The 26,376-nt window shown below is 62.4% G+C and carries 22 protein-coding genes and 1 tRNA gene; 12 read left to right on the forward strand and 11 right to left on the reverse strand.

All coding sequences use genetic code 11. The annotated features are described in order from the left end of the window. Positions 1 to 59: 59 nt before the first annotated feature. The 4 genes from AAG793_RS03740 to AAG793_RS03755 are packed head-to-tail and all read right to left on the reverse strand — an operon-like array spanning position 60 to position 5,648. The gene (locus AAG793_RS03740) at positions 60 to 1,694 is read right to left on the reverse strand and encodes a dipeptide ABC transporter ATP-binding protein (RefSeq protein WP_341904203.1); all 1,635 of its coding nucleotides are present in this window, start codon (positions 1,692 to 1,694) and stop codon (positions 60 to 62) included. Continuing rightward, complete coding sequence (locus tag AAG793_RS03745) at positions 1,694 to 2,764, reverse strand: ABC transporter permease (RefSeq protein ID WP_341904208.1); 1,071 nt, start codon at positions 2,762 to 2,764, stop codon at positions 1,694 to 1,696. The genes AAG793_RS03740 and AAG793_RS03745 overlap by 1 nt, the downstream gene beginning before the upstream one ends. A gap of 2 nt (positions 2,765 to 2,766) precedes the next feature. Further along, complete coding sequence (gene yejB, locus AAG793_RS03750; RefSeq protein ID WP_341904212.1) at positions 2,767 to 3,801, reverse strand: microcin C ABC transporter permease YejB; 1,035 nt, start codon at positions 3,799 to 3,801, stop codon at positions 2,767 to 2,769. 8 nt (positions 3,802 to 3,809) lie between these two features. Continuing rightward, the gene (locus tag AAG793_RS03755) at positions 3,810 to 5,648 is read right to left on the reverse strand and encodes an extracellular solute-binding protein (RefSeq protein ID WP_341904214.1); all 1,839 of its coding nucleotides are present in this window, start codon (positions 5,646 to 5,648) and stop codon (positions 3,810 to 3,812) included. A 114-nt stretch (positions 5,649 to 5,762) separates the two neighbouring features. Between AAG793_RS03755 and fabI the strand changes: the two genes are divergently transcribed. Beyond that, positions 5,763 to 6,560, forward strand: coding sequence for an enoyl-ACP reductase FabI (gene fabI, locus AAG793_RS03760; RefSeq protein ID WP_341904217.1), 798 nt, complete (start codon positions 5,763 to 5,765; stop codon positions 6,558 to 6,560). Between the two features lie 6 nt (positions 6,561 to 6,566). Here the strand turns inward: fabI and AAG793_RS03765 are convergent, their stop codons facing one another. Next, positions 6,567 to 7,319, reverse strand: coding sequence for a GNAT family N-acetyltransferase (locus AAG793_RS03765; RefSeq protein ID WP_341904220.1), 753 nt, complete (start codon positions 7,317 to 7,319; stop codon positions 6,567 to 6,569). Between the two features lie 254 nt (positions 7,320 to 7,573). Here AAG793_RS03765 and AAG793_RS03770 point away from each other — a divergent pair, with 254 nt between their 5' ends. Further along, on the forward strand, positions 7,574 to 8,416 hold the full coding sequence (locus tag AAG793_RS03770; RefSeq protein ID WP_341905404.1) for a DNA ligase: 843 nt from the start codon (positions 7,574 to 7,576) through the stop codon (positions 8,414 to 8,416). Between the two features lie 25 nt (positions 8,417 to 8,441). Here the strand turns inward: AAG793_RS03770 and AAG793_RS03775 are convergent, their stop codons facing one another. Continuing rightward, positions 8,442 to 10,730 (reverse strand): arginine/lysine/ornithine decarboxylase, encoded by a 2,289-nt coding sequence (locus AAG793_RS03775; protein WP_341904223.1) that lies wholly within the window; start codon positions 10,728 to 10,730, stop codon positions 8,442 to 8,444. Between the two features lie 186 nt (positions 10,731 to 10,916). Between AAG793_RS03775 and AAG793_RS03780 the strand changes: the two genes are divergently transcribed. The 4 genes from AAG793_RS03780 to AAG793_RS03795 all read left to right on the forward strand — a co-directional run bounded on the left by AAG793_RS03780 (position 10,917) and on the right by AAG793_RS03795 (position 12,948). Further along, a complete protein-coding gene (locus AAG793_RS03780; protein ID WP_341904225.1) occupies positions 10,917 to 11,345 on the forward strand; it encodes an NfeD family protein in 429 nt (142 codons plus the stop codon). 85 nt (positions 11,346 to 11,430) lie between these two features. After that, positions 11,431 to 12,345 (forward strand): stomatin-like protein, encoded by a 915-nt coding sequence (locus tag AAG793_RS03785; RefSeq protein ID WP_341904228.1) that lies wholly within the window; start codon positions 11,431 to 11,433, stop codon positions 12,343 to 12,345. 56 nt (positions 12,346 to 12,401) lie between these two features. Continuing rightward, the gene (locus AAG793_RS03790; protein WP_341904231.1) at positions 12,402 to 12,776 is read left to right on the forward strand and encodes a DUF2237 domain-containing protein; all 375 of its coding nucleotides are present in this window, start codon (positions 12,402 to 12,404) and stop codon (positions 12,774 to 12,776) included. A gap of 82 nt (positions 12,777 to 12,858) precedes the next feature. Next, positions 12,859 to 12,948 (forward strand) — tRNA-Ser (locus tag AAG793_RS03795). A 173-nt stretch (positions 12,949 to 13,121) separates the two neighbouring features. On the opposite strand, the gene AAG793_RS03800 is transcribed toward AAG793_RS03795, so the two are convergent. From AAG793_RS03800 to AAG793_RS03815, 4 genes are all read right to left on the reverse strand, one after another. Beyond that, positions 13,122 to 14,252: a branched-chain amino acid ABC transporter substrate-binding protein gene (locus AAG793_RS03800; RefSeq protein ID WP_341904234.1), complete on the reverse strand. Its 1,131-nt coding sequence runs from the start codon at positions 14,250 to 14,252 to the stop codon at positions 13,122 to 13,124. 208 nt (positions 14,253 to 14,460) lie between these two features. Further along, positions 14,461 to 14,799: a hypothetical protein gene (locus AAG793_RS03805; RefSeq protein WP_341904237.1), complete on the reverse strand. Its 339-nt coding sequence runs from the start codon at positions 14,797 to 14,799 to the stop codon at positions 14,461 to 14,463. Next, the gene (locus AAG793_RS03810) at positions 14,796 to 15,230 is read right to left on the reverse strand and encodes a DNA polymerase III subunit chi (RefSeq protein WP_341904240.1); all 435 of its coding nucleotides are present in this window, start codon (positions 15,228 to 15,230) and stop codon (positions 14,796 to 14,798) included. Before AAG793_RS03810 ends, AAG793_RS03805 begins: the two co-directional genes overlap by 4 nt. A gap of 68 nt (positions 15,231 to 15,298) precedes the next feature. Continuing rightward, entirely contained in the window at positions 15,299 to 16,837 is a 1,539-nt protein-coding gene (locus AAG793_RS03815; protein WP_341904242.1) for a leucyl aminopeptidase, read from the reverse strand. A gap of 127 nt (positions 16,838 to 16,964) precedes the next feature. On the opposite strand from AAG793_RS03815, the gene lptF reads away from it, so the two are divergent. From lptF to AAG793_RS03845, 6 genes are all read left to right on the forward strand, one after another. Further along, entirely contained in the window at positions 16,965 to 18,074 is a 1,110-nt protein-coding gene (gene lptF / locus AAG793_RS03820; RefSeq protein ID WP_341904245.1) for an LPS export ABC transporter permease LptF, read from the forward strand. Continuing rightward, positions 18,071 to 19,219: an LPS export ABC transporter permease LptG gene (gene lptG / locus AAG793_RS03825; RefSeq protein WP_341904248.1), complete on the forward strand. Its 1,149-nt coding sequence runs from the start codon at positions 18,071 to 18,073 to the stop codon at positions 19,217 to 19,219. Before lptF ends, lptG begins: the two co-directional genes overlap by 4 nt. 51 nt (positions 19,220 to 19,270) lie before the next feature. Next, positions 19,271 to 19,648 carry a CbiX/SirB N-terminal domain-containing protein gene (locus AAG793_RS03830; RefSeq protein ID WP_341904251.1) on the forward strand — a complete coding sequence of 126 codons (378 nt, stop codon included), beginning with the start codon at positions 19,271 to 19,273 and terminating at the stop codon, positions 19,646 to 19,648. Positions 19,649 to 19,755: 107 nt separating this feature from the next. Further along, positions 19,756 to 20,700, forward strand: a complete 945-nt coding sequence (locus AAG793_RS03835) for a CysB family HTH-type transcriptional regulator (RefSeq protein WP_341904255.1) — start codon at positions 19,756 to 19,758, stop codon at positions 20,698 to 20,700. A gap of 71 nt (positions 20,701 to 20,771) precedes the next feature. Beyond that, positions 20,772 to 21,947 (forward strand): pyridoxal phosphate-dependent aminotransferase, encoded by a 1,176-nt coding sequence (locus AAG793_RS03840; RefSeq protein ID WP_341904257.1) that lies wholly within the window; start codon positions 20,772 to 20,774, stop codon positions 21,945 to 21,947. A 102-nt stretch (positions 21,948 to 22,049) separates the two neighbouring features. After that, on the forward strand, positions 22,050 to 22,208 hold the full coding sequence (locus AAG793_RS03845) for a DUF3309 family protein (RefSeq protein ID WP_084181217.1): 159 nt from the start codon (positions 22,050 to 22,052) through the stop codon (positions 22,206 to 22,208). A 161-nt stretch (positions 22,209 to 22,369) separates the two neighbouring features. Here the strand turns inward: AAG793_RS03845 and hrpA are convergent, their stop codons facing one another. Beyond that, the gene (gene hrpA, locus AAG793_RS03850) at positions 22,370 to 26,260 is read right to left on the reverse strand and encodes an ATP-dependent RNA helicase HrpA (protein WP_341904259.1); all 3,891 of its coding nucleotides are present in this window, start codon (positions 26,258 to 26,260) and stop codon (positions 22,370 to 22,372) included. Positions 26,261 to 26,376 lie beyond the last annotated feature (116 nt).

Below are 26,376 nucleotides of genomic sequence, written 5' to 3' on the forward strand. Positions count from 1 at the left end.
ATAAAACACTTATGAATCAATAAATTAAATTGATTTATTAAAGCATTTTATGAAGTCAATCAGGCCTGTGCAACCAGCACCTGGGTGTAAGGATGGCGCGGAGATTCAAGCACTTCGCTGACCGTCCCGGACTCCAGCACCTCGCCATCTTTCATCACCATCACGTCGTGGGCCATGGCCCGGATCACGTCCACGTCGTGGGTGATGAGCAGATAACTCAGGCCCCGCTCGCGCTGCAGACCTTGCAGCAAACCCAGCACCTGCTTCTGGATCGTCACGTCCAATGCGCTGGTCGGTTCATCGAGTACCAGCAGTTGCGGCTGGATGATCAGGGCGCGCGCAATCGCCAGGCGTTGCCGCTGGCCGCCTGAAAACTCATGGGGATAGCGCTGCAGCAGGCCTGGAAACTGGGCGTCTGTCATGCCCACATCGGCCAGAGCCCGCTCCACCTTTTGCCGTTTCTCGGCCACGGTCAATGAGAGCTCATGGACCCGCAGGCCCTCCTCCACAATCGATTCCACCGTCATGCGCGGCGAGAGCGACGAAAACGGATCCTGGAACACCACCTGCACCGCGCGGCGAATGGTTTTGTTGCGTGCCCGGTCACGGCTCCACGCCTGCCCTGTCGCCGCCAGTTCGCCCTCAAACGGCAATAACCCGAGGCAAGCGAGCGCCAGCGTGGATTTGCCGGAGCCAGACTCACCGATCACACCCAGCGTGCGACCGGGCGCGAGGGCAAAGCTGGCCGACTGCACCGCCACAAACGCACCCTGCCGGAACCACCCCTTGATTCCGGGAATCGGCACTGGATAGGTCACCCGCAGGTTCCGGGCGTTCATGACCGGTGGCTGTGCGGCCAGGTCTGATGATGGGCTCACGATGTCCCGGGTGGGCCGGCTGTCGATCAGCTTGCGGGTGTAGGCATGCTGCGGATTCGCAAACACCTCGGCCACGGGGCCCTGCTCCACGATGAGGCCGTTTTCCATCACCGCCACGCGGTCGGCAAAACGGCGCACCAGATTCAGGTCGTGCGTGATCATCAACACCGCCATGCCGTTCTGCTGTTGCAAGGTGGCGAGCAAATCCAGAATCTGGGCTCGCAAGGTCACGTCCAGCGCGGTGGTCGGCTCATCGGCCAGCAGCAGCTTGGGTTGGCAGGCCAATGCCATGGCGATCATGGTGCGCTGGCGCTGCCCGCCCGAGAGCTGGTGCGGAAACGAGCCAGCCCGCCGCGCGGCATCAAGAATGCCGGTGTCGGCGAGCAGCTTCACCGCCGTCTGCGCCGCTTGCGCAGGGCTCAGGCCCTGCTTGAGCTGCACCACCTCGGCAATCTGCTCGCCCACGCTGAACAGCGGGTTCAGGGCCGTCATCGGCTCCTGGAAGATCATCGCGATGTCGCGCCCGCGCACGCCCATCAGATCGCGTTCCGGCAGGGCCATCAGGTCTTGCGCGGGCTGTGTGGCGTCCGCTGTGAACAGGGCCTGCCCGGACAGCTGCGCGTTCTGCACCAACCGGAGCAAGCTGAGCGCCGTGACGGTTTTGCCCGAGCCTGACTCCCCCACCAGCGCCAGCTTTTCACCCCGGGCAATTGAAAAGTCGATGCCGCGCACCACCTCCTTGCCGCCAAAGGCCACGCGCAGGTCTTTGACCGCCAAAAGGGGATTTGCGGCAACAGGCATGGGGTCGGTGGCCATCACTGGTCCGCCTTTCTAGGATCGAGCGCATCGCGCAGCGCGTCACCCATGAAGGTCAGCAGCAGCAAGGTGATGACCAGCACGGCAAAGGTCGACAGTGAAATCCACCAGGCATCGATATTGGCCTTGCCCTGGTTCAGTAACTCACCCAAAGACGGGGTACCGGGCGGCACCCCCAGACCCAGAAAATCAAGCGAGGTCAGCGCCAGAATCGCAGCGCTCATGCGGAAGGGCAAAAAGGTCACCACAGGCGTCAGGCTGTTGGGCAGGATGTGGCGCCACATGATGGCGAGGTTGCCCACACCCAGCGCCCGGGCGGCGCGCACATAGTCCATCTGGCGGTTGCGCAAGAACTCGGCGCGCACGTAGTCGGACAGACCCATCCAGCCGAACAGACTGAGCAGGAACAGCAGCAAGGCCACGCTGGGCGCAAACACCGCGCTGAAGATGATGAGCAGGTACAGCTCTGGCATCGAACCCCAGATTTCCATGAAGCGCTGGAAGGCCAGATCGGTCTTGCCACCCGCGTAGCCCTGGATGGCGCCGGTGATGATGCCGATCACCACACCGATGGCCGTCAGCGCCAGCCCGAACAGCACGCTCAGCCGGAAGCCGTAAATCAGCTGGGCCAACAGGTCCCGGCCGCGGTCGTCGGTGCCCAACAGGTTGTCGGCCGAGGGCGCCGAGGGGTTGGGTGACTTGGCAAAGTAGTTGATGGTTTTCGAGCCGTACGGGTTGGGCGGGTACACCGCCCAGTTACCGCCCTGCGTGATCCGTTCGCGGATGAAGGGGTCGAGGTAGTCAGTCGGCGTTTCAAAGTCGCCGCCGAAGGTCTTCTCGGGGTAGTCTTTCACCAAGGGAAAGTAGGTCTGTCCTTCAAAACGCACCACCAGCGGCTTGTCGTTGGAAAGCACTTCGGCCAGCAGGCTCAGCGCCACCAGCACGCTGAACAGCAGCAGACTCCAGTAGCCCAGCCGGTTGCGCCGGAACCGGCGCCATGCCCGCAATGACGGCGGCACGGACGGTGCCGAAGGTGAAATCGGGTTCGGAGACACGGGGTGATCGGTCATGGTCAGTCGAACTTCACCCGGGGATCGACCCAGACGTAACACAGGTCGCTCACCAGCTTGGTCACCAGCCCAATCAGCGTGAACAGATACAGCGTGCCGAGCACCACCGGGTAGTCGCGCCGGATCACGCTTTCATAGCTGAGCAGGCCAAGGCCGTCCAAAGAGAACAGCGTCTCGATCAGCAGAGAACCCGTAAAAAACGCACCAATGAACGCGGCTGGGAAACCGGTGATGATGGGAATCAGCGCGTTGCGGAACACATGCTTCCACAGCACCTGGCGCTCGGAAAGCCCCTTGGCCCGGGCGGTCAGCACATACTGCTTGCGAATCTCTTCAAGAAAGGAGTTCTTGGTCAGCACCGCCGTGACCGCGAAGCTGCCCAGCACCATCGCCGTGATGGGCAGGGTGATGTGCCAGAGGTAATCCACAATGCGGGCGCCCCAGCTCAGCGTCTCCCAGTTGCTGGACGTCAGGCCGCGCAGCGGAAACCACTGCAGTTGCCCGCCAAACACCACCAGCAAGGCCACGCCCAGCACAAAGCCCGGAATGGCGTAGCCCACCAGCACGATCAAGGTCGTCACCACGTCAAAGCGCGTGCCCGCCCTCACCGCCTTGGCCACACCCAAGGGCACGGCAATCAGGTAGCTGATGAAAAACGTCCAGAGCCCGAGGCTGACCGAGACCGGCAGCTTTTCCTTGACCAGTTGCCACACATCCTTGTGCTGGTAGAAGCTCTTGCCCAGATCAAAGCGCGCAAACTGCCCCAGCATCTGGAAGAAGCGCTCGTGCACCGGTTTGTCAAAGCCGTAGAGCGTCTTGATTTCCTCGATGCGCTGCGCGTCCACGCCCTGCCGGCCCCGGTAACCGGCGCCAGAACTCGCCGCCCGCTCGCCACCGGAATCGCGCCCCTGCAGCTGCGCTACCATCTGCTCGACGGGGCCGCCTGGCACGAACTGCACCATCGCAAAGGTCAGTAGCAGCACGCCGAACAGCGTCGGAATCATCAGCAGCAGGCGTTTGAGGATGTAGCTGGCCATGGGACTCCCTACTTGTTGGTGCTGGACGCCCACCAGGTGCTCATGGCCCAGGTGCCGGCGTCGTAGTAAGGGGGAATGGTGGACGGGAGCACAAAACGCCCCGGCCGGTAACCAATCAGGAAAGCGTCACCGTAGTACTGCGGGACGGAATAGAAGCCGTGCGTCAGCACCCGGTCCAGCGCCCGCATCGCGGTGGCAAGCTCAGGCCGGGTTTTGGCCGATACCACTTTCTGCAGCAAGGCATCAACCGCTGGGTCGGCAATGCCCCAGACATTGGACGAACCGGGCGTGCTGGCTGCTTTCGAGCCGAAGATCTCCAGCAGCTCGCCGCCAGGGGATGTGCTGCCTGGCAGGCGCAAGGTGGTCAGCTCGAAATCGAAGGCGTCCATTTTCTGCTTGCTCAGCGAGAAATCGACCACGCGGTAAGTCATGGTGATGCCGAGCTTTTCCAGCGCCTTCTGGAACGGACCGACGATGCGCACCAGCGAAGGCTGATCGTTCAAGAACTCGATCGTGAACGCCTCGCCTTGGGCATTTCTCAGCGCGCCGTCGCGGTAAGTCCAGCCGGCCTCCTTGAGCAGGGCCTTCGCCTGGCGCAGGTTGTCGCGCAGGCTGCCGGGTGGCGCAGTGCTGGGTGCGACCGGAACCGGACCAAACACTTCCGGCTTGAGCTGCGTTTTGAGCGGCTCCAGCAGCGCCAGTTCGTCAGGCTTGGGCAGACCCTCGGCGTGGAACTCGCTGTTGGGGAAGTAGCCGTTGACCCGCTTGTAAATGCCGTAGAAGAGTTGCCGGTTCATCCACTCAAAGTCCATCGCCAGCCCAATGGCCTGACGAACCCGCACGTCCTGGAACTTCGGTTTGCGCAGGTTGAACACATAGCCCTGAAAGTCACCCGGATTGCGGTTTTCAAAGGCCCGTTTCGCCAGCTCGCCCGAGGTGAACTGGCGCCCGGTGTATTGCCGTGCCCAGTTGCGCGAGATGAACTCCCGCATGAAGTCGTACTCACCCGCCTTCAAGCCCTCAAATCGGGAGGTTTCGTCGAGGTAGATCTTGAAGGTGATGCGGTCAAAGTTGAAGTGCCCCTTGCGTGTGGGCAGGTCAATGCCCCAGTACGCCGGATCACGCACATAGGTGATGTCCCGGCCCATGGCCGGGTTCGCAATCCTGTACGGTCCGGAGCCAATCGGCACCTCGGAGACGATCTTGTCAAAGGGCTTGGCCACACCGCCCGTGCGCCCCCAGTCGCGGCTGAACACCGGCATGCCGCCCACCACCAAAGGCAGCTCCGGGTTGGGCGTGAGAAAGTCAAAGCGCACCACCCGCTCCGACACCACGGTCACGCCTTTCACCTCGGCATAAATGGTGCGGTACTGCGGCGCAGCCAGCTTGCTGGTGAGCTGGGTGAAGGAATGCAACACATCGGCGGCCAGCACCGGTGCGCCATTGTGAAAGCGCGCTTTCTCATTGATGCGGAAAGTGGCCGACAGCCGGTCTGGCGCGACGGTAACGTCGTCGGCCAGCAGACCGTAGGCGGTGGTGGGCTCCTCCGAATTGCCGGTCAGCAGGCTTTCAACAAGCAGGCTGCCAATGCCATAGGGCGCAGTGCCGCGCAGCGTGAAGGGGTTGAACTTGTCGAAATTGGTGGGCCGGGTTGGCGGCACCATGCGAATCTCGCCGCCCTTGGGGGCCGCCGGATTCACATAGTCGAAGTGGGTGAAACCTGCGGGGTACTTGATGTCGCCAAACTGGGCATAGGCATGCGCTGCGCGGGCGGCGGGAGCCAGGCCGACCAGGCAAACCGACACCAGGGCCGCCACGACGACCCTAAAAAAGGACAAATCCCGCATGCGACAATTCTGCACCAGTTCACGTGGAACGGCAGTGCGCACCAGACGACGGGTGTCATGCCTCAGGGTCATCCGGCCAGGCCTTCCACCTCACCGAATTCAACGGAGCAATCAATGGGTTTTCTTTCTGGCAAAAAACTGCTGATCACGGGCGTGCTGTCCAACCGTTCGATTGCCTACGGCATCGCCAAAGCCTGCCACGCGCAGGGTGCAGAGCTGGCTTTCAGCTACGTTGGTGAGCGCTTCAAGGACCGCATCACCGAATTTGCCTCGCACTTCGACTCCAAGCTGATTTTCGACTGCGACGTCGGCAGCGACGAGCAGATCGACCAGATGTTCAAGGACCTGTCGGCACACTGGCCAAAGTTCGACGGCTTTGTGCACGCCATCGGCTTTGCACCGCGCGAGGCGATTGCCGGCGACTTTCTCGACGGCCTGAGCCGCGAGGCCTTCCGCATTGCACACGACATCAGTGCCTACAGCTTTCCGGGCATGGCCAAGGCGGCCCTGCCGATGCTGAACGACAAGTCGGCGCTGCTCACGCTGACCTACCTCGGCGCCATCCGTACCGTGCCCAACTACAACACCATGGGTCTGGCCAAAGCCAGCCTGGAAGCCTCGGTGCGCTACCTCGCCGAATCGATGGGCCCCAAGGGCATTCGCGTCAACGGCATCAGCGCCGGACCGATCAAAACGCTGGCCGCCAGCGGCATCAAGGGCTTCGGCAAGATCCTGAGCGTGGTTGCCGAAACCTCGCCCATCCGCCGCAATGTGACGATTGAGGATGTGGGCAACGTGGCGGCCTTCCTGCTGAGCGACCTGGCCGGTGGCGTGAGCGCCGAGATCACCTATGTGGACGGCGGCTTCAGCAGTGTGGTCGGCGGCATCGCCGAACCGGCCGAGGCAGCCTGACCGGCTTCAAGCCGGCGACCAGTAGGCATAGCGCCAGGCGGTGACGAAGCCGGCGCGCCGGTACAAGGCCAGCGCTGGGGCATTGGCTTCATCCACCTGCAGAAACAGCCGCTGGACGTTCCGTTCGGCCGCAGCCTGAGCCAGACCTGCCAGAACGCGACCCGCCAGCCCTTGCCCCCGAAAAGCCTGATGGGTGCGCATGCCGTGCACGCTGCCCCATCCATGGCTGAACGCGCCGGCGCCTGCCGCCACGGTTTGCCCCGCCTCTCGCACGCTTGCAAACACCGAGCCGGGGGTACGGCTGAGCGCCCGAACGCGGTGCGCGCCGTCCACAGGGTCAAACCCTTCGGAAAGAAACACGGACGCCCAATCGGCATCCGGCGCGCTGGCCACTTCTGCGGGATTGGCGGTGGATACGGCACGGACCGCCTCGACGGGCGCCCACTGCACCAGCACCGGCGCACCAGCCCGGTAGCCGCGCCCGGACAAAGCCAGCCGGAACGCATCAAAGCAGGGTTCATCGGCCAGCCGGAACACGGGTACGAAACCTTGCGCTCGATAGGCTGCTTCGACCCGTGCGATCACTTGCTGAACCACCGCCTGATCCGCAGCGCGATGGGTCAGAGGCACTGCGCTTTTGGCGCGGCCCACTGTGCCGAGGTCCATGGGCAGCAGCCAGCCGTCGATCTGCTGCACCTGCGTGGGCGATACAGCGTTGACAGTGGCTCTTTCAATCGCTTCGATGTCTGCGTCGGTCATGACGGTGTTTTCTGCCTTGTCAACGCGTGTTGAAATGTTTATGCTGCACTGCACCATCAATAATTGTGCGCTGGCATTTCGCAGGTGCGCGCAAGCTGGTTTGACTGGTGTGCCCCCGACTGCCTCCCCATTTTCACCGACGATTTTTTGCAGTTTGATTTCTGCTGTTTGATTTCTACCTTTCCATGAAGACTGCCCCGCTCACAAGCCCTGCCGCGCCTTCCCCGCGTGCCAGTACCCTGCTCCTGACCCTGATGCTGGCCGGGCTCTGGATGCCGGTCACGCCCAGTCTGGCCGGCGAAGGGCCGCCGCCCTTGATGCTGGCCAATGTGTACCGCGCCGGCTTGCCGGTGGGCGACTATTGGGTGAGCGAAAAGTACGACGGGGTGCGTGGCTATTGGGACGGTTCTCGCCTGCTCACCCGGGGCGGTGAGCGCATCGCCGCGCCCGAGTGGTTCACTGCCGGATGGCCCAAAACCCCGATGGACGGCGAGCTGTGGGCCGGGCGGGGCCAGTTCAGCAAGGCAGTCTCCATCGTGCGCCAGCAGCGGCCGGACGATGCCGCATGGCGTGCGATGCGTTTCATGGTGTTTGACCTGCCCTCTCACCCGGGCACCTTCAACGAGCGCATTCCTGCGGTCAACGGTGTGGTCACCCAGATCGACCAGCCCTGGGTGCAGGCGGTGGTGCAGTCGCGCGTGGGCAACGCGCAAGCGCTGCAGACGCAACTCACCGCCATCGTGCGGCAAGGCGGTGAAGGGCTGATGCTGCACCGGGGCACCTCGCTATACCAGGGCCTGCGCAGCGACGACCTGATCAAGATGAAGCTCCACGAGGACGCCGAGGCGCGCGTGGTGGGCCATGTTCCCGGTGCCGGCAAGTACGCGGGCCAGGTTGGCGCGCTGCTGGTGGAGATACCAGGCGTGGATGGCAAACCCGCGCAGCGCTTCAGGCTGGGCTCGGGCTTGAGTGATGCGCTCCGGCGCAAGCCGCCGCCGGTGGGCAGCGTGGTGACCTATCGCTTCCGTGGCACTACGGACAACGGCATTCCCCGGTTTGCCACCTTCATGCGGCAACGCGAGGACGGCTCCCTCTAGTCAGAGCCCTGGCCGTCCCGGTCCGTCAGACCTTCACGCAATCGGCGTAATAGCGCGTCTTGCCTTTGGCATCGACCTGCTCGACCAGACCGTGGATGTCGGTCTCGAAACCCGGGCACTGGGCATTGAATTCGCGCGCAAACTTGAGGTAATCGACGATCTTGCGGTTGAACACCTCGCCTGGGATCAGCAGTGGGATGCCCGGTGGGTAAGGCGTGACCAAACCCACGGTGATGCGGCCTTCAAGGTGGTCAATTTCCACCCGCTCGGTGGTGCGGTGGGCAATGTGTGCATAGGCGTCGCTGGGCTTCATGGCAGGCGCCAGATCGCTCAGATAGACCTCGGTGGTCAGGCGGGCGATGTCGTACTTGGCGTACAACGCGTGGATGTGATGACACAGATCGGCCAGGCCCATGCGCTCGTACTTGGGGTACTTCTGGCAGAACTCGGGCAGGATGCGCCACATCGGCTGGTTCTTGTCGTAGTCGTCCTTGAACTGCTGCAGCGCAGTGAGCAAGGTGTTCCAGCGGCCCTTGGTGATGCCGATGGTGAACATGATGAAGAAACTGTAGAGGCCGGTTTTCTCGACGATGACGCCATGCTCGGCCAGAAACTTGGTCACGATGCTGGCGGGAATGCCGGTCTTGGCGAACTTGCCGTTGAGGTCCATGCCCGGTGTGACGATGGTGGACTTGATCGGGTCCAGCATGTTGAAGCCGGTGGCCATTTGGCCGAAGCCGTGCCAGTTGTTGGCACCGTTCTTCGCGGTTTTGGCGCTGCGCGATTCGCCCTTGATGATCCAGTCTTCCGCCAGGCCTATGCCCTCTTCCACCAGCTTGTCCGGTCCCCAGACCTTGAACCACCAGTCCATGCCGTACTCTTCATCGATCTTGCGCATGGCGCGGCGGAAGTCGAGCGCCTCGGTGATGCTTTCCTCCACCAGTGCGGTGCCGCCGGGAGGCTCCATCATGGCGGCCGCCACGTCGCAGCTGGCAATGATGCTGTACTGCGGTGAGGTGGAGGTGTGCATCAGGTAGGCCTCGTTGAAGAGGTGCCTGTCGAGCTTGATGTTCTGCGAGTCCTGCACCAGCACGTGGCTGGCCTGGCTGATGCCGGCAAGCAGCTTGTGGATGGACTGGGTCGCGTACACCACGGCGTTCTTCGGGCGGATGCGGTTCTTACCCATGGCGTGGTAGCTGCCATAGAAGGGGTGAAAGGCAGCGTGCGGCAGCCACGCTTCGTCGAAATGGATGTTGTCGACGTAACCGTCCAGCATGCCCTTGATGGTCTCGGTGTTGTAGAGCACGCCGTCGTAGGTGGACTGCGTTAGCGTCATCACGCGGGGTTTGACGGTCTCCGGGTCCACGCCCTTGAGCAACGGGTTGGCGCGGATCTTCGCCTTGATGGACTCCGGGTCGAATTCGCTCTGAGGAATCGGCCCGATGATGCCGAAGTGGTTGCGCGTCGGCTTGAGGAACACCGGAATCGCCCCCGTCATGATGATGGCGTGCAGGATGGATTTGTGGCAATTGCGGTCCACCACCACCACATCGCCAGGCGCCACCGTGTAGTGCCACACCATCTTGTTGCTGGTGGATGTACCGTTGGTCACAAAAAAGCAGTGGTCGGCGTTGAAGATGCGCGCCGCGTTGCGCTCGCTGGCACCGATGGCGCCGTCGTGATCGAGCAGCTGACCCAGTTCCTCCACAGCATTGCAAACGTCGGCGCGCAGCATGTTTTCACCGAAAAACTGGTGGAACATCTGCCCCACCGGGCTTTTCAGGAACGCCACCCCACCGGAGTGACCCGGGCAGTGCCATGAGTAAGAGCCGTCTTCGGCGTAGTCCAGCAAGGCCTTGAAGAAGGGTGGCTGCACGCCTTCGAGGTAACTCTTGGCTTCACGCAGGATGTGACGCGCCACAAACTCGGGCGTGTCCTCGAACATGTGGATGAAGCCGTGCAGTTCGCGCAGGATGTCGTTCGGGATATGCCGCGAGGTCTTGGTCTCGCCGTACACATAGATAGGAACATCCAGATTCTTGCGGCGCACTTCTTCGATGAAGGTACGCAGGTTCAGCACAGCAGGGTCGAGATCGGGCCCGGGAGTGAATTCTTCGTCGTCAATCGACAGGATGAACGCGCTGGCGCGGCTTTGCTGCTGGGCAAACTGCGACAGGTCGCCGTAGCTGGTCACGCCCAGTACCTCAAAGCCCTCGCTCTCGATGGCTTGCGCCAGTGCCCGAATCCCCAGACCAGAGGTGTTTTCGGAACGGAAATCTTCATCAATGATGACGATGGGAAAGCGGAATTTCATGGGCAGCAGTTCATTGGCGCCCTGAACCTGTCGGAGGGCATGGCAATCGCTCGGATGGGCATAGACAGGTTGAGCCCGAACGGTCAAAGGAAAGAGTGCGAAGTGTAAGGAAATAATCAGTGGACGCGCTTGCACCCGGTGGTAATTGCCCCAAAATGTGGCGCATCACCGACAAAAGGACACAACATGGCTGAATCAACCGTCTGGTGGCTGCTGGCCGGAGCCGCCATCGCCGTCGAGCTGGTCACCGGCACTTTTTATCTGCTGATGATCGCCCTTGGGCTGGCGGCGGGTGCGCTGGCCGCCCATCTGGGGCTGTCAATGGTCGCGCAAATGGCGGTTGCCGCTGTGGTGGGCGGTGGTGCGGTGGCTGTTTGGCACTGGCAGCGCAGCCAGCGGCCCGCCCCCTTGCCGGCCAGCGCGAACAGCGATGTCAACATTGACATCGGTGAAGCGGTTCAAGTGGCGCAGTGGAATGCCGACGGCACCGCCACCGTCAAATTCCGGGGCGCGCAGTGGACCGCCGTGCCAGCCAACCCGGCCGAGCCCGCCTTGCCCGGTCATTTCCGCATCAAGGAAATGCTGGGAAACCGTCTGGTCATTGAAAAGCTGTAGGCTGCTGCCTTGCGTCTGAGATTGAACGTGCTCTACGAAGCCAATTCAGACCACTGACCCGTATTCAAATAATCAAGGAGGAACCATGGAAATTGCAATCGTCATCCTGATCGTTGCCGGCATCTTTATCGTCCAGAGCATCAAGGTGGTGCCGCAACAGAACGCATGGGTCATCGAGCGGCTGGGTAAATACCACGGCAGCCTCACGCCCGGCCTGAATTTTCTGGTCCCCTTCATTGACCGTGTGGCCTACAAGCACAGCCTGAAAGAAATCCCGCTGGATGTGCCCAGCCAGGTCTGCATCACGCGCGACAACACGCAGTTGCAGGTCGACGGCATCCTGTATTTCCAGGTGACCGATCCGATGCGGGCCAGCTACGGCTCGTCCAACTACATCGTGGCAGTCACGCAACTGGCCCAGACCTCGCTGCGTTCAGTCATCGGCAAACTCGAACTGGACAAAACCTTTGAAGAGCGCGACATCATCAACGCCCAAGTGGTGGCCGCGATTGACGAAGCGGCCCTGAACTGGGGCGTGAAAGTGCTGCGTTATGAGATCAAGGACCTGACGCCACCCAAGGAAATCCTGCACGCCATGCAGTCGCAGATCACCGCCGAGCGGGAAAAGCGCGCGCTGATTGCCGCCTCTGAAGGCCGGAAGCAAGAGCAGATCAACATCGCAACCGGTGAGCGCGAAGCTTTCATTGCCCGCTCCGAAGGCGAGAAGCAGGCCGCCATCAACAACGCACAGGGCGAAGCCGCTGCCATCACTGCCGTGGCCGAAGCCAACGCCCGCGCCATCGAAGTGGTCGCGGCGGCTATCCGACAGCCGGGTGGCGAGCAGGCGGTGCAACTCAAGGTCGCTGAAAAGGCCGTCGATGCCTACTCGCGGGTGGCTGGCGACGCCACCACCACCCTGGTCGTGCCCAGCAACATGACCGAGGTGTCCGCCCTCATCACCTCCGCCATGAAGATGGTTCAGGCCAACAAGGCCAGCTGAATCCCGACCCCTTTCGATTCACACAGAAGACTTCCCGAGCACCACAGACCATGACGATGAACGCCAAAAATGTCCTCGGCACAGAGCTGGTGCCTTGTTCGTACGACCCGCTCACCGGGTACTTTCGCGACGGGTGCTGCAACACCGATGCGCACGACCGGGGCTCGCATGTGATCTGCGTGCGCGTGACGGACGAATTTCTGGCTTTCTCCAGAGACCAGGGCAACGACCTGATCACGCCCCGGCCTGAACACCGCTTTGCCGGGCTCAAGGCAGGCGACCGCTGGTGCGTGTGCGCCACGCGCTGGCGCGAAGCGATGGATGCGGGTGTGGCCCCGCCGGTGGTCCTTGAATCAACCCATATGCGGGCGCTGGACTTTGTCAGCATGATGCAACTGGAAAAGCACCGTTTCCAGGGCACCGTGCACTGAGGGCCAGCCACCTTTGCCCGGTCAAAGTGTCCGGGCGGGCGCGTCGCTTCGCCAGCCGCACTGCTATAATCAAAAGCTTCGCGGAAGGGTGGATGAGTGGTTTAAGTCACACGCCTGGAAAGCGTGCGTAGGGTTAAACCTACCGCGGGTTCGAATCCCGCCTCTTCCGCCATCAGTCAAGTTGCCGTGAGTTTCCACACGGTGGCAGCAACTCCTGAAAGCCCAGCCAGTCTGGGCTTTTTTGTGTCTGCTGGTCTGCTGGATACGCCGTCACGGCTATCTGGAATCTGCCCACCCATGAAAAAAGCCACCTCGCGGTGGCTTTTTCGTTGCGGGTGAACCGGATCAGTTCAGCGCAGCCTTCTTGCCGTCCTTGTAGACGTACAGGGTGATGGCCGGGTTCTTCAACTCGCCGTTCGGCTCGAAACCGATGGTGGTGGTCACGCCCTTGAAGTTGGTCTTGATCAGCTCAGGGGTGTAGACCTTTGGATCGGTCGAACCAGCACGCTTCATGGCGTCAACCAGAACGAAGGTCGCGTCGTAGGTGTACGGGCTGTAGACCTGGAACTGGTTGGGGTACTTGGCGTCGTAACGCTTTTTCCAGGCTTCGCCGCCAGGCATCTTGGCCAGCGAGGCGCCGCCTTCAGCGCACACCACATTGTTCAGGGTCTTGGCGCCAGCAGCCAGCTTGGCCAGCTCGGACGTGCAGATGCCGTCACCACCGAAGAACTTGACGTTGCTCATGCCCAGTTGTTCCATCTGGCGCAGCATGGGGCCGCCCTGTGGGTCCATGCCGCCGTAGAACACGGCATCAGGTGCCTTGGCTTTCACGGCGGTCAAAATGGCCATGAAGTCGGTGGCTTTGTCGGTGGTGAACTGCTCGTCCACAACCTGCATGCCCTTGGACAGCGCGGTGCGCTTGAACACTTCAGCCACGCCCTGGCCGTAAGCGGTGCGGTCGTCAATGATGGCGACTTTTTTCAGCTTCAGTGCGTCAGCTGCATAGAAAGCCAGGCCAGCGCCCAGGGCGTTGTCGTTGGCAATGATGCGGTAGGTGGTCTTGTAGCCTGGCTTGGTCAGGTTGGGGTTGGTGGCAGCGCCCGTGACGTGAGGAATGCCGCAGTCGTTGTAAACCTTCGATGCAGGGATGGTGGTACCCGAGTTCAGGTGTCCGACCACGCCAGCCACTTTGGAGTCGCACAGTTTTTGTGCAGCAGCCGTGCCCTGTTTTGGATCAGCAGCGTCGTCTTCAGCAACGATTTCGAACTTGACCTTCTTGCCACCGATGACCACGCCTTGGGCGTTGAGGTCTTCAATAGCCATACGGACGCCGTTTTCGTTGTCTTTGCCGTAATGGGCTTGTGAGCCCGACAGCGGTGCGACGTGGCCGATTTTGACGACGACGTCTTGAGCAGAAGCCAAACCAGTCACAGCGACAAGCGCAGCGGCTGCGGTCAGTTTCAATTTCATTTGCATAAAAAACACTCCGATTAGGATTTACGTTGAAGGTTGAGAACAGATTTTTTTAACTCAACGGGGGGAACATAACGCAATTTCCGGGCCCGTACCATAGCAACGCCCCTAGGTATTTTTCCGATTAGGGGGATTACCCGCGGAGCAGGCGCCCTAATGCTGAAGCCCTCCAATCGGCCGTGGCTGGCCGCCCGGGGAAACCGCGAATGGGTCAGGGCTGATCGGGGTTTCGGCGCTGCGATTCTTCCCGCAACGCTTCCTGAACCATGCCTTGCACCACCGGTTCCAGCTCTTGCCGCAGCCTCGGCAGGACGGCCTGCGTCTGGGTCAGCATGAGCTGCCCCAGGGTCTCGCGCAGACGCCGCTCCAGCACCAGATCGAGCCGCTGCATGATGCGCGCGATCATCTGCTCTTCGCCTTCCGGCGTGCTGACAAGCTCTGCCGGCCGGGGGACAGCACCGGGTCGCGCGGGCGACAGCCCAGCCGAGCCGGGTGTAACCACCTCGGTCAGGGTGGGCACAAACCGCGGTGGAACCGGTGCGGCGCTCATGCGCCCTGCCCCGCCGCCAGGTCATGGCGCTTGAGGGCATAGCCCCGATCGGCGTAGTGCTTCCAGCGGCTGCGACCCGCCAGCCGGTCTTCGTCCTGTTGCGACACCACTTCGATAAAACGCTCGAAGCGCTCAAACTCCGTAGGCACCTGAGAACCCAGATTGACCAGCACGCTGTCATGCGGGCAACCGGACGGCGACGGTGCCAGCCACACCGGTGTCACCGCGCGTTGCGATTCGGGTGCATCGGCCAGGCAGTGCGGGATGAATTCGGTGGGGGAAAACTGCCACAGCAGCTGGTCCAGCGCCGCCAGTACCTCGGGCTCGCCCGTCACCACCACCTTGCTGCCGCCAGTCCATGCCTTGCGCAGCAGCCTGCAGCTGTATTGCAGCTTGTCAGGCACATTGAAGTGGAAAGCGATTTCAGTCATGTACGACGTTCATCGCCCGGCACGGTAGCGGGTGATTCGGCCAAGGCCAGAGCGCGGGATCACGGCTGTCATGCCTTGTTGCCGACGCCAGAGCGACCGGAGCCACGTGGAGCCGATGCCGCCTTTGCTTTGCTCCGCTCCTTGACGGCCGGACGGCCCGCCTCGCCCAGCAGGTACTCCACCAGCAGTCCGACGGGGCGGCCGGTTGCGCCCTTGGCCGCACCGCTTTTCCACGCCGTGCCGGCAATGTCGAGATGCGCCCAGGGGAAGCTGGTGGCAAACCGCTGCAGAAACTTGGCAGCCGTCACAGCACCCGCAGCGCGGCCAGCGACGTTGGCCACATCGGCAAAGTGCGTCTTCAGCCCGTCGGCGTAGTCTTCATCCAACGGCATGCGCCAGCACAGGTCCATCGAAGCCTCGCCGGCCTGATGCAGGGCATCAGCCAAAGCGTCGTCGGTCGCGAACATGCCGCTGCGCACTCCACCCAGTGCGATCACGCAAGCACCTGTGAGCGTGGCGATGTCCACCACGGCGCGGGGCTTGAAGCGCTCCGCATACGTCAGCGCGTCACACAGCACCAATCGCCCTTCGGCATCGGTGTTGAGAATTTCAATGGTTTGGCCGCTCATACTGGTCACCACATCACCCGGCTTGACAGCGCGGCCGCCCGGCATGTTCTCACAGGCCGGAATCAGGCCCACCACGTTCAGGGTGGGCTGCAGTTCGGCCAACGCGCGGAAGGTGCCCAGCACACTGGCGGCACCGCACATGTCGAACTTCATCTCGTCCATCTCGGCGGCTGGCTTGATGGATATACCGCCGGTGTCAAAAGTAATGCCCTTGCCCACCAGCACCACTGGAGCCGCCGTCTTCGCAGCTCCCTGGTAGTGCAACACAATGAACCGCAGTGGCTGGGCCGTGCCCTGCGCGACGGCCATGAAGGAGCCCATGCCGAGCTTTTCGACCTCCTTGGGGCCCAGCACGTCGACCTTGATGCCTTTGAGCTTGCCCAGCGCCTTGGCAGCACCAGCCAGCAACACCGGCGTGGCGTGGTTGGCCGGGCGGTTGGCCCACTCCTTGGCCAGCTCGATGCCCTTGGCCAGGGCGACACCAGTGTCCATTCCCTGCTGCAGCGCCTTGGCCGCCGCAGCGCTGTCGGCCACCAGCGTCATGCGCACCGGCATGGCCGGTCCGGGTTTGGATCGGGTGGTGGTGTAGCTGTAGGCGGCGTCGCTGCCGGCCAGCACCACGGCGCGGGCCAATGCGGACGTTGGGAGTGACGCGTTGGCCAGGCACACCGTGACGTGCTGGACATTGCCCCCCTTGAAGCCACCCATTGCGGCGGTGATTGCTGAACGGATGTTTTTCGGGCTGCCATCGCCCACACCGGCAAGCACCACACGGGTCGCGGCCAGTCCGGCCGGCCGGTAGGCAGCCAGCAGTTTGCCCGGCTTGGCCTCGAAGTCCCGCGCCTTCAGCGCCTGGGCGATGAGGCTGGAGAGCGCGTCGCTGTCAGAGGCGGGGGTCTGGCCGACCAGCGCCACAAGGGCGTCGGTTTTTTCGGCGCAAAGGCGTGCGGGGGTCATTGTTTTGAGTTCAAAGTCCATAATTCAGGTTCTGGCTTTATTCTTTAGTGGAAGCAAACAAACAGGCAAGCAGGCGATGACAAATAACAGTCGCCTTCTGCAGCACGAACAACAACGATAAAGCAATTCCAAGGCGACGACCCGGTCAATGTTATTCCAATCCTCGATCCGCAAAGAGCTGGCTCGCACTTTCGGCGCCACGCTGGTGGTGCTGGTCACCATCGTGATGACCATTGTGCTGATCCGCACGCTCGGCCAGGCCTCCCGCGGCTACATCAGCCCGCAGGACGTGATGCTGTTCATGGCCTATTCGGCTCTGGGCCGCCTGCCCACCATCCTCACCCTGTCCCTGTTCATTGCCATGGTGAGCACGCTGTCGCGCATGTACCGCGACAGTGAAATGGTGGTCTGGTTCACCAGCGGCCAGGGGCTGGGCGGGTTTCTGCGTCCGCTGTTCCGCTTTTCATGGCCGATGCTGTTGGTCATCAGCCTGACCGCACTGTTTGTATGGCCCTGGACCAACCAGCAGACCAAGGACATGCAGACCCGCTACGAGCAGCGCGGCGACCTCGACCGCATTGCCCCGGGGCAGTTCCAGGAATCCTCCAGCGGCAACCGGGTGTTTTTTGTTGACCGTGACCTGGCAGGCGACCGCGCCAGCAACAACGTGTTCATCGCTGCGACGGAAAAGGGCAAGAGCTCCATCACCACCGCCAAATCGGGCAGCATTGAAATTCGCGACGGCGGGCAGTTCCTGATCCTGCAGAACGGCCAGCGTCTGGAGAACGTGGTGGGCGAGTCGGCGCTCAAGGTCAGCGATTTCGAGCAATACGGCACGCGCACCGGCGATTCCGTTGCGCTGGGTGCGCCCATCCCGGAGTCCAAGCTGCTCTCCACCCGCGATCTGATCAAGTCGCCCACCCGGGCCAATCTGAGCGAATTGGCCTGGCGACTGGGCCTGGGTATTGCCGCCGTGAACTTCGTCATCCTCGCAGCAGCGCTGGCCAGCGTGAACCCGCGCGGTGGACGAAGCGGCAACCTGTTTTTTGTGCTGCTGACCTTCATTGTGTACAACAACCTCGTCAACCTCGGCCAGAGCTGGATTTTTGTCGGGCTGATCGGCTTTGGCAATTTCCTCCTGTTGCTTCACGGCGGCGTGTTCCTGCTGGGCATGGCCTGGCTGGCCAAGCGCCACTACAACTGGGTGCTGCGTCTGCGGCCCCGGGCGGTCGCAACTGGCAAGGAGCAGACCGCATGAAAACCATACGCCGCCTGATTTACGGCGAAGTCGCTTCGGCCATCGCGCTGGTGGCGCTGGGCTTTCTCGCGCTGTTTTTCTTCTTCGATCTGGTCGATGAGCTGCAGTACCTCGGCAAGAACAATGGCGTGGGCGGCAGCGACATCTATGAGATCCGGCATGCCCTGCTGTACGTCACGCTGCTGGTGCCCAATCATCTGTATGAGCTGATGCCGATTTCGGTCCTGATCGGCACCATTTTTGTGATGGCACGGCTGGCGCAAAGCTCGGAGTACACCATCCTGCGCACCAGCGGCCTCGGGCCCTGGCGGGCGCTCAAGCTGCTGCTCACACTGGGCGCCGTCTGCGTGGTCTTCAGCTTCGCCGTGGGCGACTACATCGCACCGCCCAGCGAGCGCGCAGCGCAGCTGCTCAAGGCCCGCTACCAGGGCAAGATCACCGTCGGACAAACCGGCGCCTGGCTGAAGGAAAAGCAGGCCTACAACACCTATGTGGTGAATGTGAAGGAGTTGTCGCCCGAGAACGAGATGCGCGGCGTGCAGGTGTTCGAGTTCGACAACCGCGGGCAGGTCGTTTCCACCACCGAGGCGCCAGTCGCGGAATTTTCAGCCAGCGATGCGTGGGTGATGAAGACCGCCCAGCGCGCGGAGTTTGAAGTCACCTCGGGCACCAGCACGGCGGGCCCTGGCAGTCCACCGCAGGCGGCCAAGGTCACGCGCGCCACCGTGCAGAACTTCCGCTGGCCCACAGAAATCACGGCAGAGATGGTGTCCGTGGCCCTGCTCAAGCCTGAGCGCATGGGCACCATCGACCTGTTCAACTATGTGCGCCACCTTGACGCCAACGGCCAGACCGCCCAGCGCTACGAAATCGAGTTCTGGAAGAAGGTGTTTTACCCACTCAGTTGCCTGGTCATGGTGATTCTGGCGCTGCCGTTCGCCTACCTGCATTTCCGCTCGGGTGGCATTGCTGGCTATGTATTTGCCGGCGTGATGATCGGCATCAGCTTCTTCCTGCTCAACAACGTGTTCGGCTACATCGGCAACCTCAACAACTGGAAACCATGGCTGGCCGCGGCCACACCCGGACTGATGTACATGGCGGTGTCGCTGGGGGCGTTTGGCTGGCTCGTACTCCGACGTTAAGAAGCGCTCATCGCTTCGCCATTGTTCTGCACGCTTTTGCCCGATAACTTAATGACCCAGCCATCTTCATCGACCACCGCCGTGGTGCTGTTCGCCCACGGTTCCCGCGACCCGCTGTGGCGTGCCCCCATTGAGGCGGTGGCCACGCAGATTCGCAGCATGCAGCCCGGCACCCCCGTGCGCTGCGCTTACCTGGAGCTGTGCGAGCCCGCCCTGCCGCAGGCCGCTTCAGAGCTGGTCGCCAAGGGGGTCCGGGCGATACGCATCTTTCCGGTGTTTTTTGGGGTAGGCAAACATGCCCGGGAAGATTTGCCGGTGCTGGTCGAGGAGCTCCGCACGGCGCATCCCGGTCTGGTCATCGAACTGCTGCCCGCCGCTGGCGAGAACCCCGAGCTCACCGCGCTGATGGCGCGTATCGCGCTGGCTTGAAGCGCCGCACGCCATGCCCGGAGACCACCCGGTCAACTCCGAACGGGAGCCAGTCGCCTTAAGTTGATATTTGGCATAATAAAAACAATATTTAGCCAAAATTCGATATGAACCTCCACCAATTCCGATTTGTTCAGGAGGCCGTCCGGCGCAACCTGAACCTGACCGAGACCGCCAAGGCGCTCCACACCTCGCAGCCCGGCGTGTCCAAGGCCATCATCGAGCTGGAGGAGGAACTGGGGGTAGAAATCTTTGCCCGCCACGGCAAGCGGCTCAAGCGCATCACGGAACCCGGCGAGCATGTGCTCAAGAGCATCGAACTCATCATGCGCGAAGTGGGCAATCTGCGGCGCATCGGCGAGCAGTTCTCGGCGCAGGACAGCGGCACCCTTTCAATCGCCACCACGCACACCCAGGCCCGCTATGTGCTGCCGGTGCCGGTGGCGAAACTGCGCGAAGCCTTTCCCAAGGTCAATGTCAGCCTGCATCAGGGCTCGCCCGACCAGGTGGCGCGCATGGTGCTGGACGAGGTGGCCGAAATCGGCATCGCCACCGAATCATTGACCCAGTACGAAGACCTGGTCACCCTGCCCTGCTACGAATGGCAGCACATGCTGGTGTTGCCCGCGGGGCATCCGCTGACCAAAAAAGAGAATATCACTCTGGAAGACCTGGCCCAGGAGCCGCTCATCACCTACCACCCGTCCTTCACCGGACGGACCAAGATTGATCTGGCATTTGCCGCCAAGCGCCTGCACCCGCGCATTGCGCTGGAAGCCATCGACTCCGACGTTATCAAGACCTACGTGCGGCTGGGTCTGGGCGTGGGCATTGTGGCCGAGATGGCACTCAGGGACGACGGTACCAACAGCGATCTGGTGGCGATTGCCGCCGGCCCGCTGTTTGGGTTGAACGTGGCACGCGTCGCGTTCAAGCGCAGCGCTTACCTGCGCAATTTCGTCTACAAATTTGCCGAGCTGCTCAGCCCGACGCTGGACCGTGCCACCATCATAAAGGCCATGGAAGGCCGCAAACACGCCGACGAGATTTGATTCCCTGAGGCACCCGCCTGCCATGCGAACTGAAACGAACCGACAGATTCCCCGACTTACACCGCATCGCCATGACCACTGTTCTTGAACGCACCCCTTCCCTGCAAACCCGCCTGCCAGCCGTTGGCACCACCATCTTCACGGTGATGTCTGCACTGGCCAGCGAAAAAGGCGCCGTCAACCTCGGCCAGGGCTTTCCGGATTTTGAATGTGATCCGGCGCTCGTCAACGCGGTGACCGACGCCATGACGCGCGGTCTGAACCAGTACCCGCCGATGACGGGCGTGCCGGTGCTGCGCGAAGCCGTCTCGGCCAAGATCGCGAGCCTGTACGGTCGGGTCTATGACGCCAACAGCGAGATCACTATCACCGCCGGCGCCACGCAGGCCATCCTGACGGCAATTCTGGCCATCGTCCACCCGGGCGACGAAGTCATCGTGCTGGAGCCCTGCTACGACAGCTACGTGCCCAACATTGAACTGGCCGGTGGCGTGGTGGTGCGCGTTCCCCTGACGCCGGGCACCTTCCGGCCTGATTTCGACAAGATTGCTGCGGCCATCACGCCCCGCACCCGCGCCATCATCGTGAACTCGCCGCACAACCCGAGCGCCACGGTGTGGACCGAAGCCGACATGCTGAAGCTGCAGGACATCCTGGCGCCCACCGACGTGCTGCTGATCAGCGACGAGGTGTACGAGCACATGGTGTTCGACGCCGCCGCCGGGCGCGTGCACCAGAGCGCCGCGCGCTTTCCGGGTCTGGCCGCACGGGCCTTCATCGTCAGCAGCTTTGGCAAGACTTACCACGTCACCGGCTGGAAAGTGGGCTACGTTGCCGCGCCCGCAGCCTTGACGGCCGAATTCCGCAAGGTGCACCAGTTCAATGTGTTCACCGTCAACACACCGGTGCAATACGGCCTGGCCAGCTACATCGCCAACCCCGCCCCATACCTGGACTTACCAGCGTTCTACCAGCGCAAGCGCGACCTGTTCCGCGCTGGCTTGGCGAAGACCCGCTTCAAGCTGCTGCCCAGCGAAGGCAGCTACTTCCAGTGCGTCGACATTTCAGCTGTCAGCGACCTGAACGAAGCCGATTTCTGCAAATGGCTGACCACCGACATCGGTGTGGCCGCCATCCCGCTGTCGGCGTTTTATGGCAACGGCTTTGACCAGCGCGTGGTGCGCTTCTGCTTTGCCAAGAAGGATGAAACCCTGCAGACCGCGCTGGATCGCCTGGCCAAGCTGTAGAAGCCGACTGTAGGTATCTCCTGACGCCCAGGCAGGCCATTGGCCCCTTGGGCGCAGAGCGGGCAGCGCCAAGAATGGGGGCACAACAATTGGAGTGCCTTCATGTCCCTTTCCCTCATCCTGCTCATCGTTCTCATCCTGATTCTCGTTGGCGCCCTGCCCAGCTGGGGCCACAGCCGCAATTGGGGTTACGGACCCAGCGGCGGCATCGGCCTCGTCGTGATCATCCTGATCGTGCTGCTGCTGATGGGTCGCATTTAAACCAGCCGACCGAGTCACAAAAAAGGGCCTTGCAAACGCAAGGCCCTTTTCTTATTGGTGATCGATAAAGTGTGGCGTCAGCTGTTCAGCTGCTAACGGACTTTTTAGTTCCGGCATAACAAGTCTTCGGTAATTGTTAGCCTTCACTGAAAGGCATGGGCTCAACTGTTCAGTTGAGCCCATACCTTGTCCAAGCGCTTGATACTGACGGGCTGAGGCGTGCGCAACTCCTGCGCGAAAAAGCTGACGCGCAGTTCTTCCAGCAGCCAGCGGAACTCCTGCATGCGGGCATCGACTGCGCCCTTGCGTTCAGCCACCAGTCGCCAGTAGCGCTGCTCCTGCGGCCGCAACTCTGCCATGCGGGCTGCATCACGTGCCGGGTCGGCGCGCCACTTTTCCAGTCGCAGCGTGATGGCCCTGAGGTAACGCGCGAAGTGCTGCAGCTGGGCGTATGGCGTCGTGCTCAAAAATCGTTTCGGCACCAGACGCTGGAGCTGCTGGGCCGCATCGGCCGCTGCCTCGGCGGCGTTCTTGCTGTCCTTGATCTTGCGCTGGGCCACTGCGAACTCGGCGAGGATACCTGCTGCCAGACGCGCGACTTCGCTGGCGATCAGTGTGAGGCGGCCCCGGCCGTCGTCCACGCGCTGCTTGAAGGCTGCCGCATCTGTGGGCAAGGGGTCGAGCAGAAAGGCGCGGTCCAGAGCGACCTCGATGATCTGCTCGCGCAGCTCCTCCAGCGTACCGCCGCCCGAGTTGTCTGCTGCGCGGCCGACCAGCATGAAACTGGTGGCCATCTTCTGCAGATCGGGCAGGTTCTTCTCGAGGTACTTCAGTGCATCACGGATCTGCAGCGCGAACAGGCGGCGCAGACCGGCGCGGTGTTTGGCTGCGGCCACATCGGGCTCGTCAAACACCTCGATGGTGACCGCATCGCCCAGGTCAATCAGCGCCGGAAAGCCGATCAGCGTCTGCCCGCCCTTGCGGATTTCCATCAGCTCCGGCAGTTCGCCGAAGGTCCACTGGGTGTAGCGCTCCACGGTGCGGGGCACTGACTTTTCAGGGGCGGGTGCAGACTGCCCCGCTGTGCGCGACCTGGCTGCCTGGCCCTGCGGGGCTTCCGAAGCCGCCTCAGCCGGACCCGCCGGCACCAAGCTCTTCAACCCGGCCAGGGCCTGGAAAGCACCGCGCGCCTGTGAACCCAGCTCGCCCTTGAGCGCCCCCAGGTTGCGGCCTGTACCGAGCTGGCGGCCATGCTCGTCCACCACCCGGAAATTCATGAAGAGATGCGGCGGCAGCATGTCCAGCTTCATGTCATTGCGCTTGATGTCCAGCGAGGTCGCATCACGCACCAGCTTGAGCACAGCGTCAGTCAGCGAGCCACTGCCGTACAGCGCAGGCTCCAGCAACAGGCCGGTCATGCGCGCTGCGGTGTCGGGCAAAGGCACCAGCCGCGAGCGTGGCCGCTGGTGCAGGGTCTTGATGAGCGCCTGTACCTTGTCCTTGAGCATGCCGGGCACCAGCCATTCGCAGCGTTCTTCATTGACCTGGTTCAGCGCAAACAGCGGCACGTCCACCGTCACGCCGTCACGGGTATCGCCCGGCTCGTGCAGGTAGGTGACCTTGCAGTCCACACCGCCAAGCCGCAGCATTTTGGGAAAGGCTTGCGTGGTGATGCCTGCCGCCTCGTGGCGCATCAGCTCTTCGCGGGTAAGCAGCAGCAGTTGCGGCTGCTTTTTCACCTCGTCGCGGTACCAGTGCTCGCAGCTGGCACCGCTACAGATATCGGCCGGAATCTGCTGGTCGTAAAACGCGTAGATCAGCTCTTCATCGACCAGCACGTCCTGGCGTCTGGCCTTGTGCTCCAGATCCTGCACCTGCTGGATCAACTTTTGATTCGCCGCGAGAAACGGCAGCTTGGTGTCCCAGTTGCCAGCCACCAGCGCTTCGCGAATGAAAATCTCGCGCGCCGCGACCGGGTCCACCCGGCCGAAATTGACGCGCCGGTTGTTGTAAACCACCAGACCATAGAGCGTGGCGCGCTCCAGCGCCGTGACTTGTGCCGCCTTCTTTTCCCAGTGCGGGTCCAGCATCTGTCTGGCCAGCAGGTGGCCGGCCACCTGTTCGATCCAGGCCGGGTCGATGTTGGCCAGCCCGCGACCAAACAGGCGGGTGGTCTCGACCAGCTCGGCCGCCACGATCCAGCGGCCCGGCTTCTTGCTCAGCCGCGCACCGGGGTGGCGGTAAAAGCGGATGCCGCGTGCGCCCAGGTACCAGTCTTCTTCATCGCTCTTGCAGCCGATGTTGCCGAGCAATCCGCACAGCATGGACAAATGCAGTTGCTCATAGCTGGCCGGCTTATCGTTGAGAACCCATTTCTGTTCAGCCACAACGGTGTGGAGCTGGGAGTGAATGTCGCGCCACTCCCGCACCCGGCGGATGTTGATGTAGTTCTCGCGCAGCAGGTTTTCGTACTGGCGATTCGTCAGTTTGTGAATGGCGTCATGGCCACCGCGTGAATCGCCCAGCCACTTCCAGAGCTTGAGGTAGCCGCTGAACTCGCTCTTCTCGTCGTCAAACTTGGCGTGCTGCTGATCGGCCTGGGCCTGCTTGTCCATGGGGCGATCGCGCACGTCCTGCACGCTGAGTGCGCTGGCAATCACCAGCACTTCGTCGAGCGCCTGCCGGTCCCGGGCTTCAAGGATCATGCGGCCCACGCGCGGATCGAGCGGCAGTTTGGCCAATGTGCGCCCCACCGGCGTGAGCTCGTTCTGCTCATCCACCGCGCCCAGCTCGGCCAGCAGCTGGTAGCCGTCGGCGATGGCGCGGCGCTGCGGGGGCTCAATGAAAGCGAAGTCTTCCACCGCCCCGAGGTGTAGGGCCTTCATGCGCAGAATCACCGACGCCAGCGAGCTACGCAGAATCTCCGGGTCGGTGAAGCGCGGCCGCCCTAGGAAGTCCTGCTCTTCATACAGCCGGATGCAAATGCCGTCGGCCACCCGGCCGCAGCGCCCTGCCCGCTGGTTGGCCGCCGCCTGCGAAATCGGTTCCACCATCAACTGCTCGACCTTGCTGCGGAAGCTGTAGCGCTTCACCCGTGCCGTGCCGGCATCCACCACATAGCGGATGCCGGGCACGGTGAGCGAGGTCTCGGCCACGTTGGTGGCCAGCACGATGCGACACCCGGTATGACCGTCAAAAATGCGGTCCTGCTCGGCCTGGCTGAGGCGCGCAAACAGCGGCAGCACCTCGGCATTGCGCGTCAGCGGCTGGTTCGCGAGGTGCTTGCGCAAATGGTCGGCCGCCTCGCGGATTTCACGCTCACCGGGCAGGAACACCAGAATGTCGCCAGCACTGTGCGGGCTTTGCCAGAGCTCATCGACGGCATCGGCAATCGCGTCGTTCAGGTCGTGGTCGCGCGACTCCTCGAACGGCCGGTAACGCTGCTCGACCGGGAACATCCTTCCCGAAACCATGATCACGGGTGCAGGCCCCTTGCTGGATGCAAAGTAATCCGCAAACCGCTGCGCATCAATCGTCGCCGAGGTGATGACCACCTTCAGATCAGGCCGACGCGGCAGCAACTGGCGCAGGTAGCCCAGCAAAAAGTCGATGTTCAGGCTGCGCTCGTGGGCCTCGTCAATGATGAGGGTGTCATAGGCCTTGAGCAGCGGATCGGTCTGGGTTTCGGCCAGCAAAATGCCGTCGGTCATCAACTTGACCGAGGCGTCGCGACTCAGGCGGTCCTGGAAGCGGACTTTGTAGCCCACCACCTCGCCAAGTGGGGTTTTCAGTTCCTCGGCAATGCGTTTGGCGACGCTGGACGCCGCAATCCGTCGCGGTTGCGTGTGGCCGATCAGCCGGCCCTGACCTTGTGGGTAATTGAGCTTGCCGCGGCCCATGGCCAGCGCGATCTTGGGCAGCTGGGTGGTCTTGCCGGAGCCGGTTTCGCCGCAGACGATGACGACCTGGTGCGCGGTCATCGCGGCAGTGATCTCGTCGCGCTTGCCGGAAACCGGCAGTGACTCTGGAAAAGTGATGGAAAGGGGTGACAAGGGCAACGCGGCAGGCAGTGAATTGGCAGGGGCTGATCAGTCGTCAACGCCCGGAGCGTGAATTATCGGCCCTGTGCAGCCGCCTGCCCCCTTAGTGACTGGCCCAGACTACAGCG

Origin of the sequence: Polaromonas sp. YR568 (genome assembly GCF_943372955.1) — a bacterium.
Taxonomy (GTDB): domain Bacteria; phylum Pseudomonadota; class Gammaproteobacteria; order Burkholderiales; family Burkholderiaceae_C; genus Polaromonas.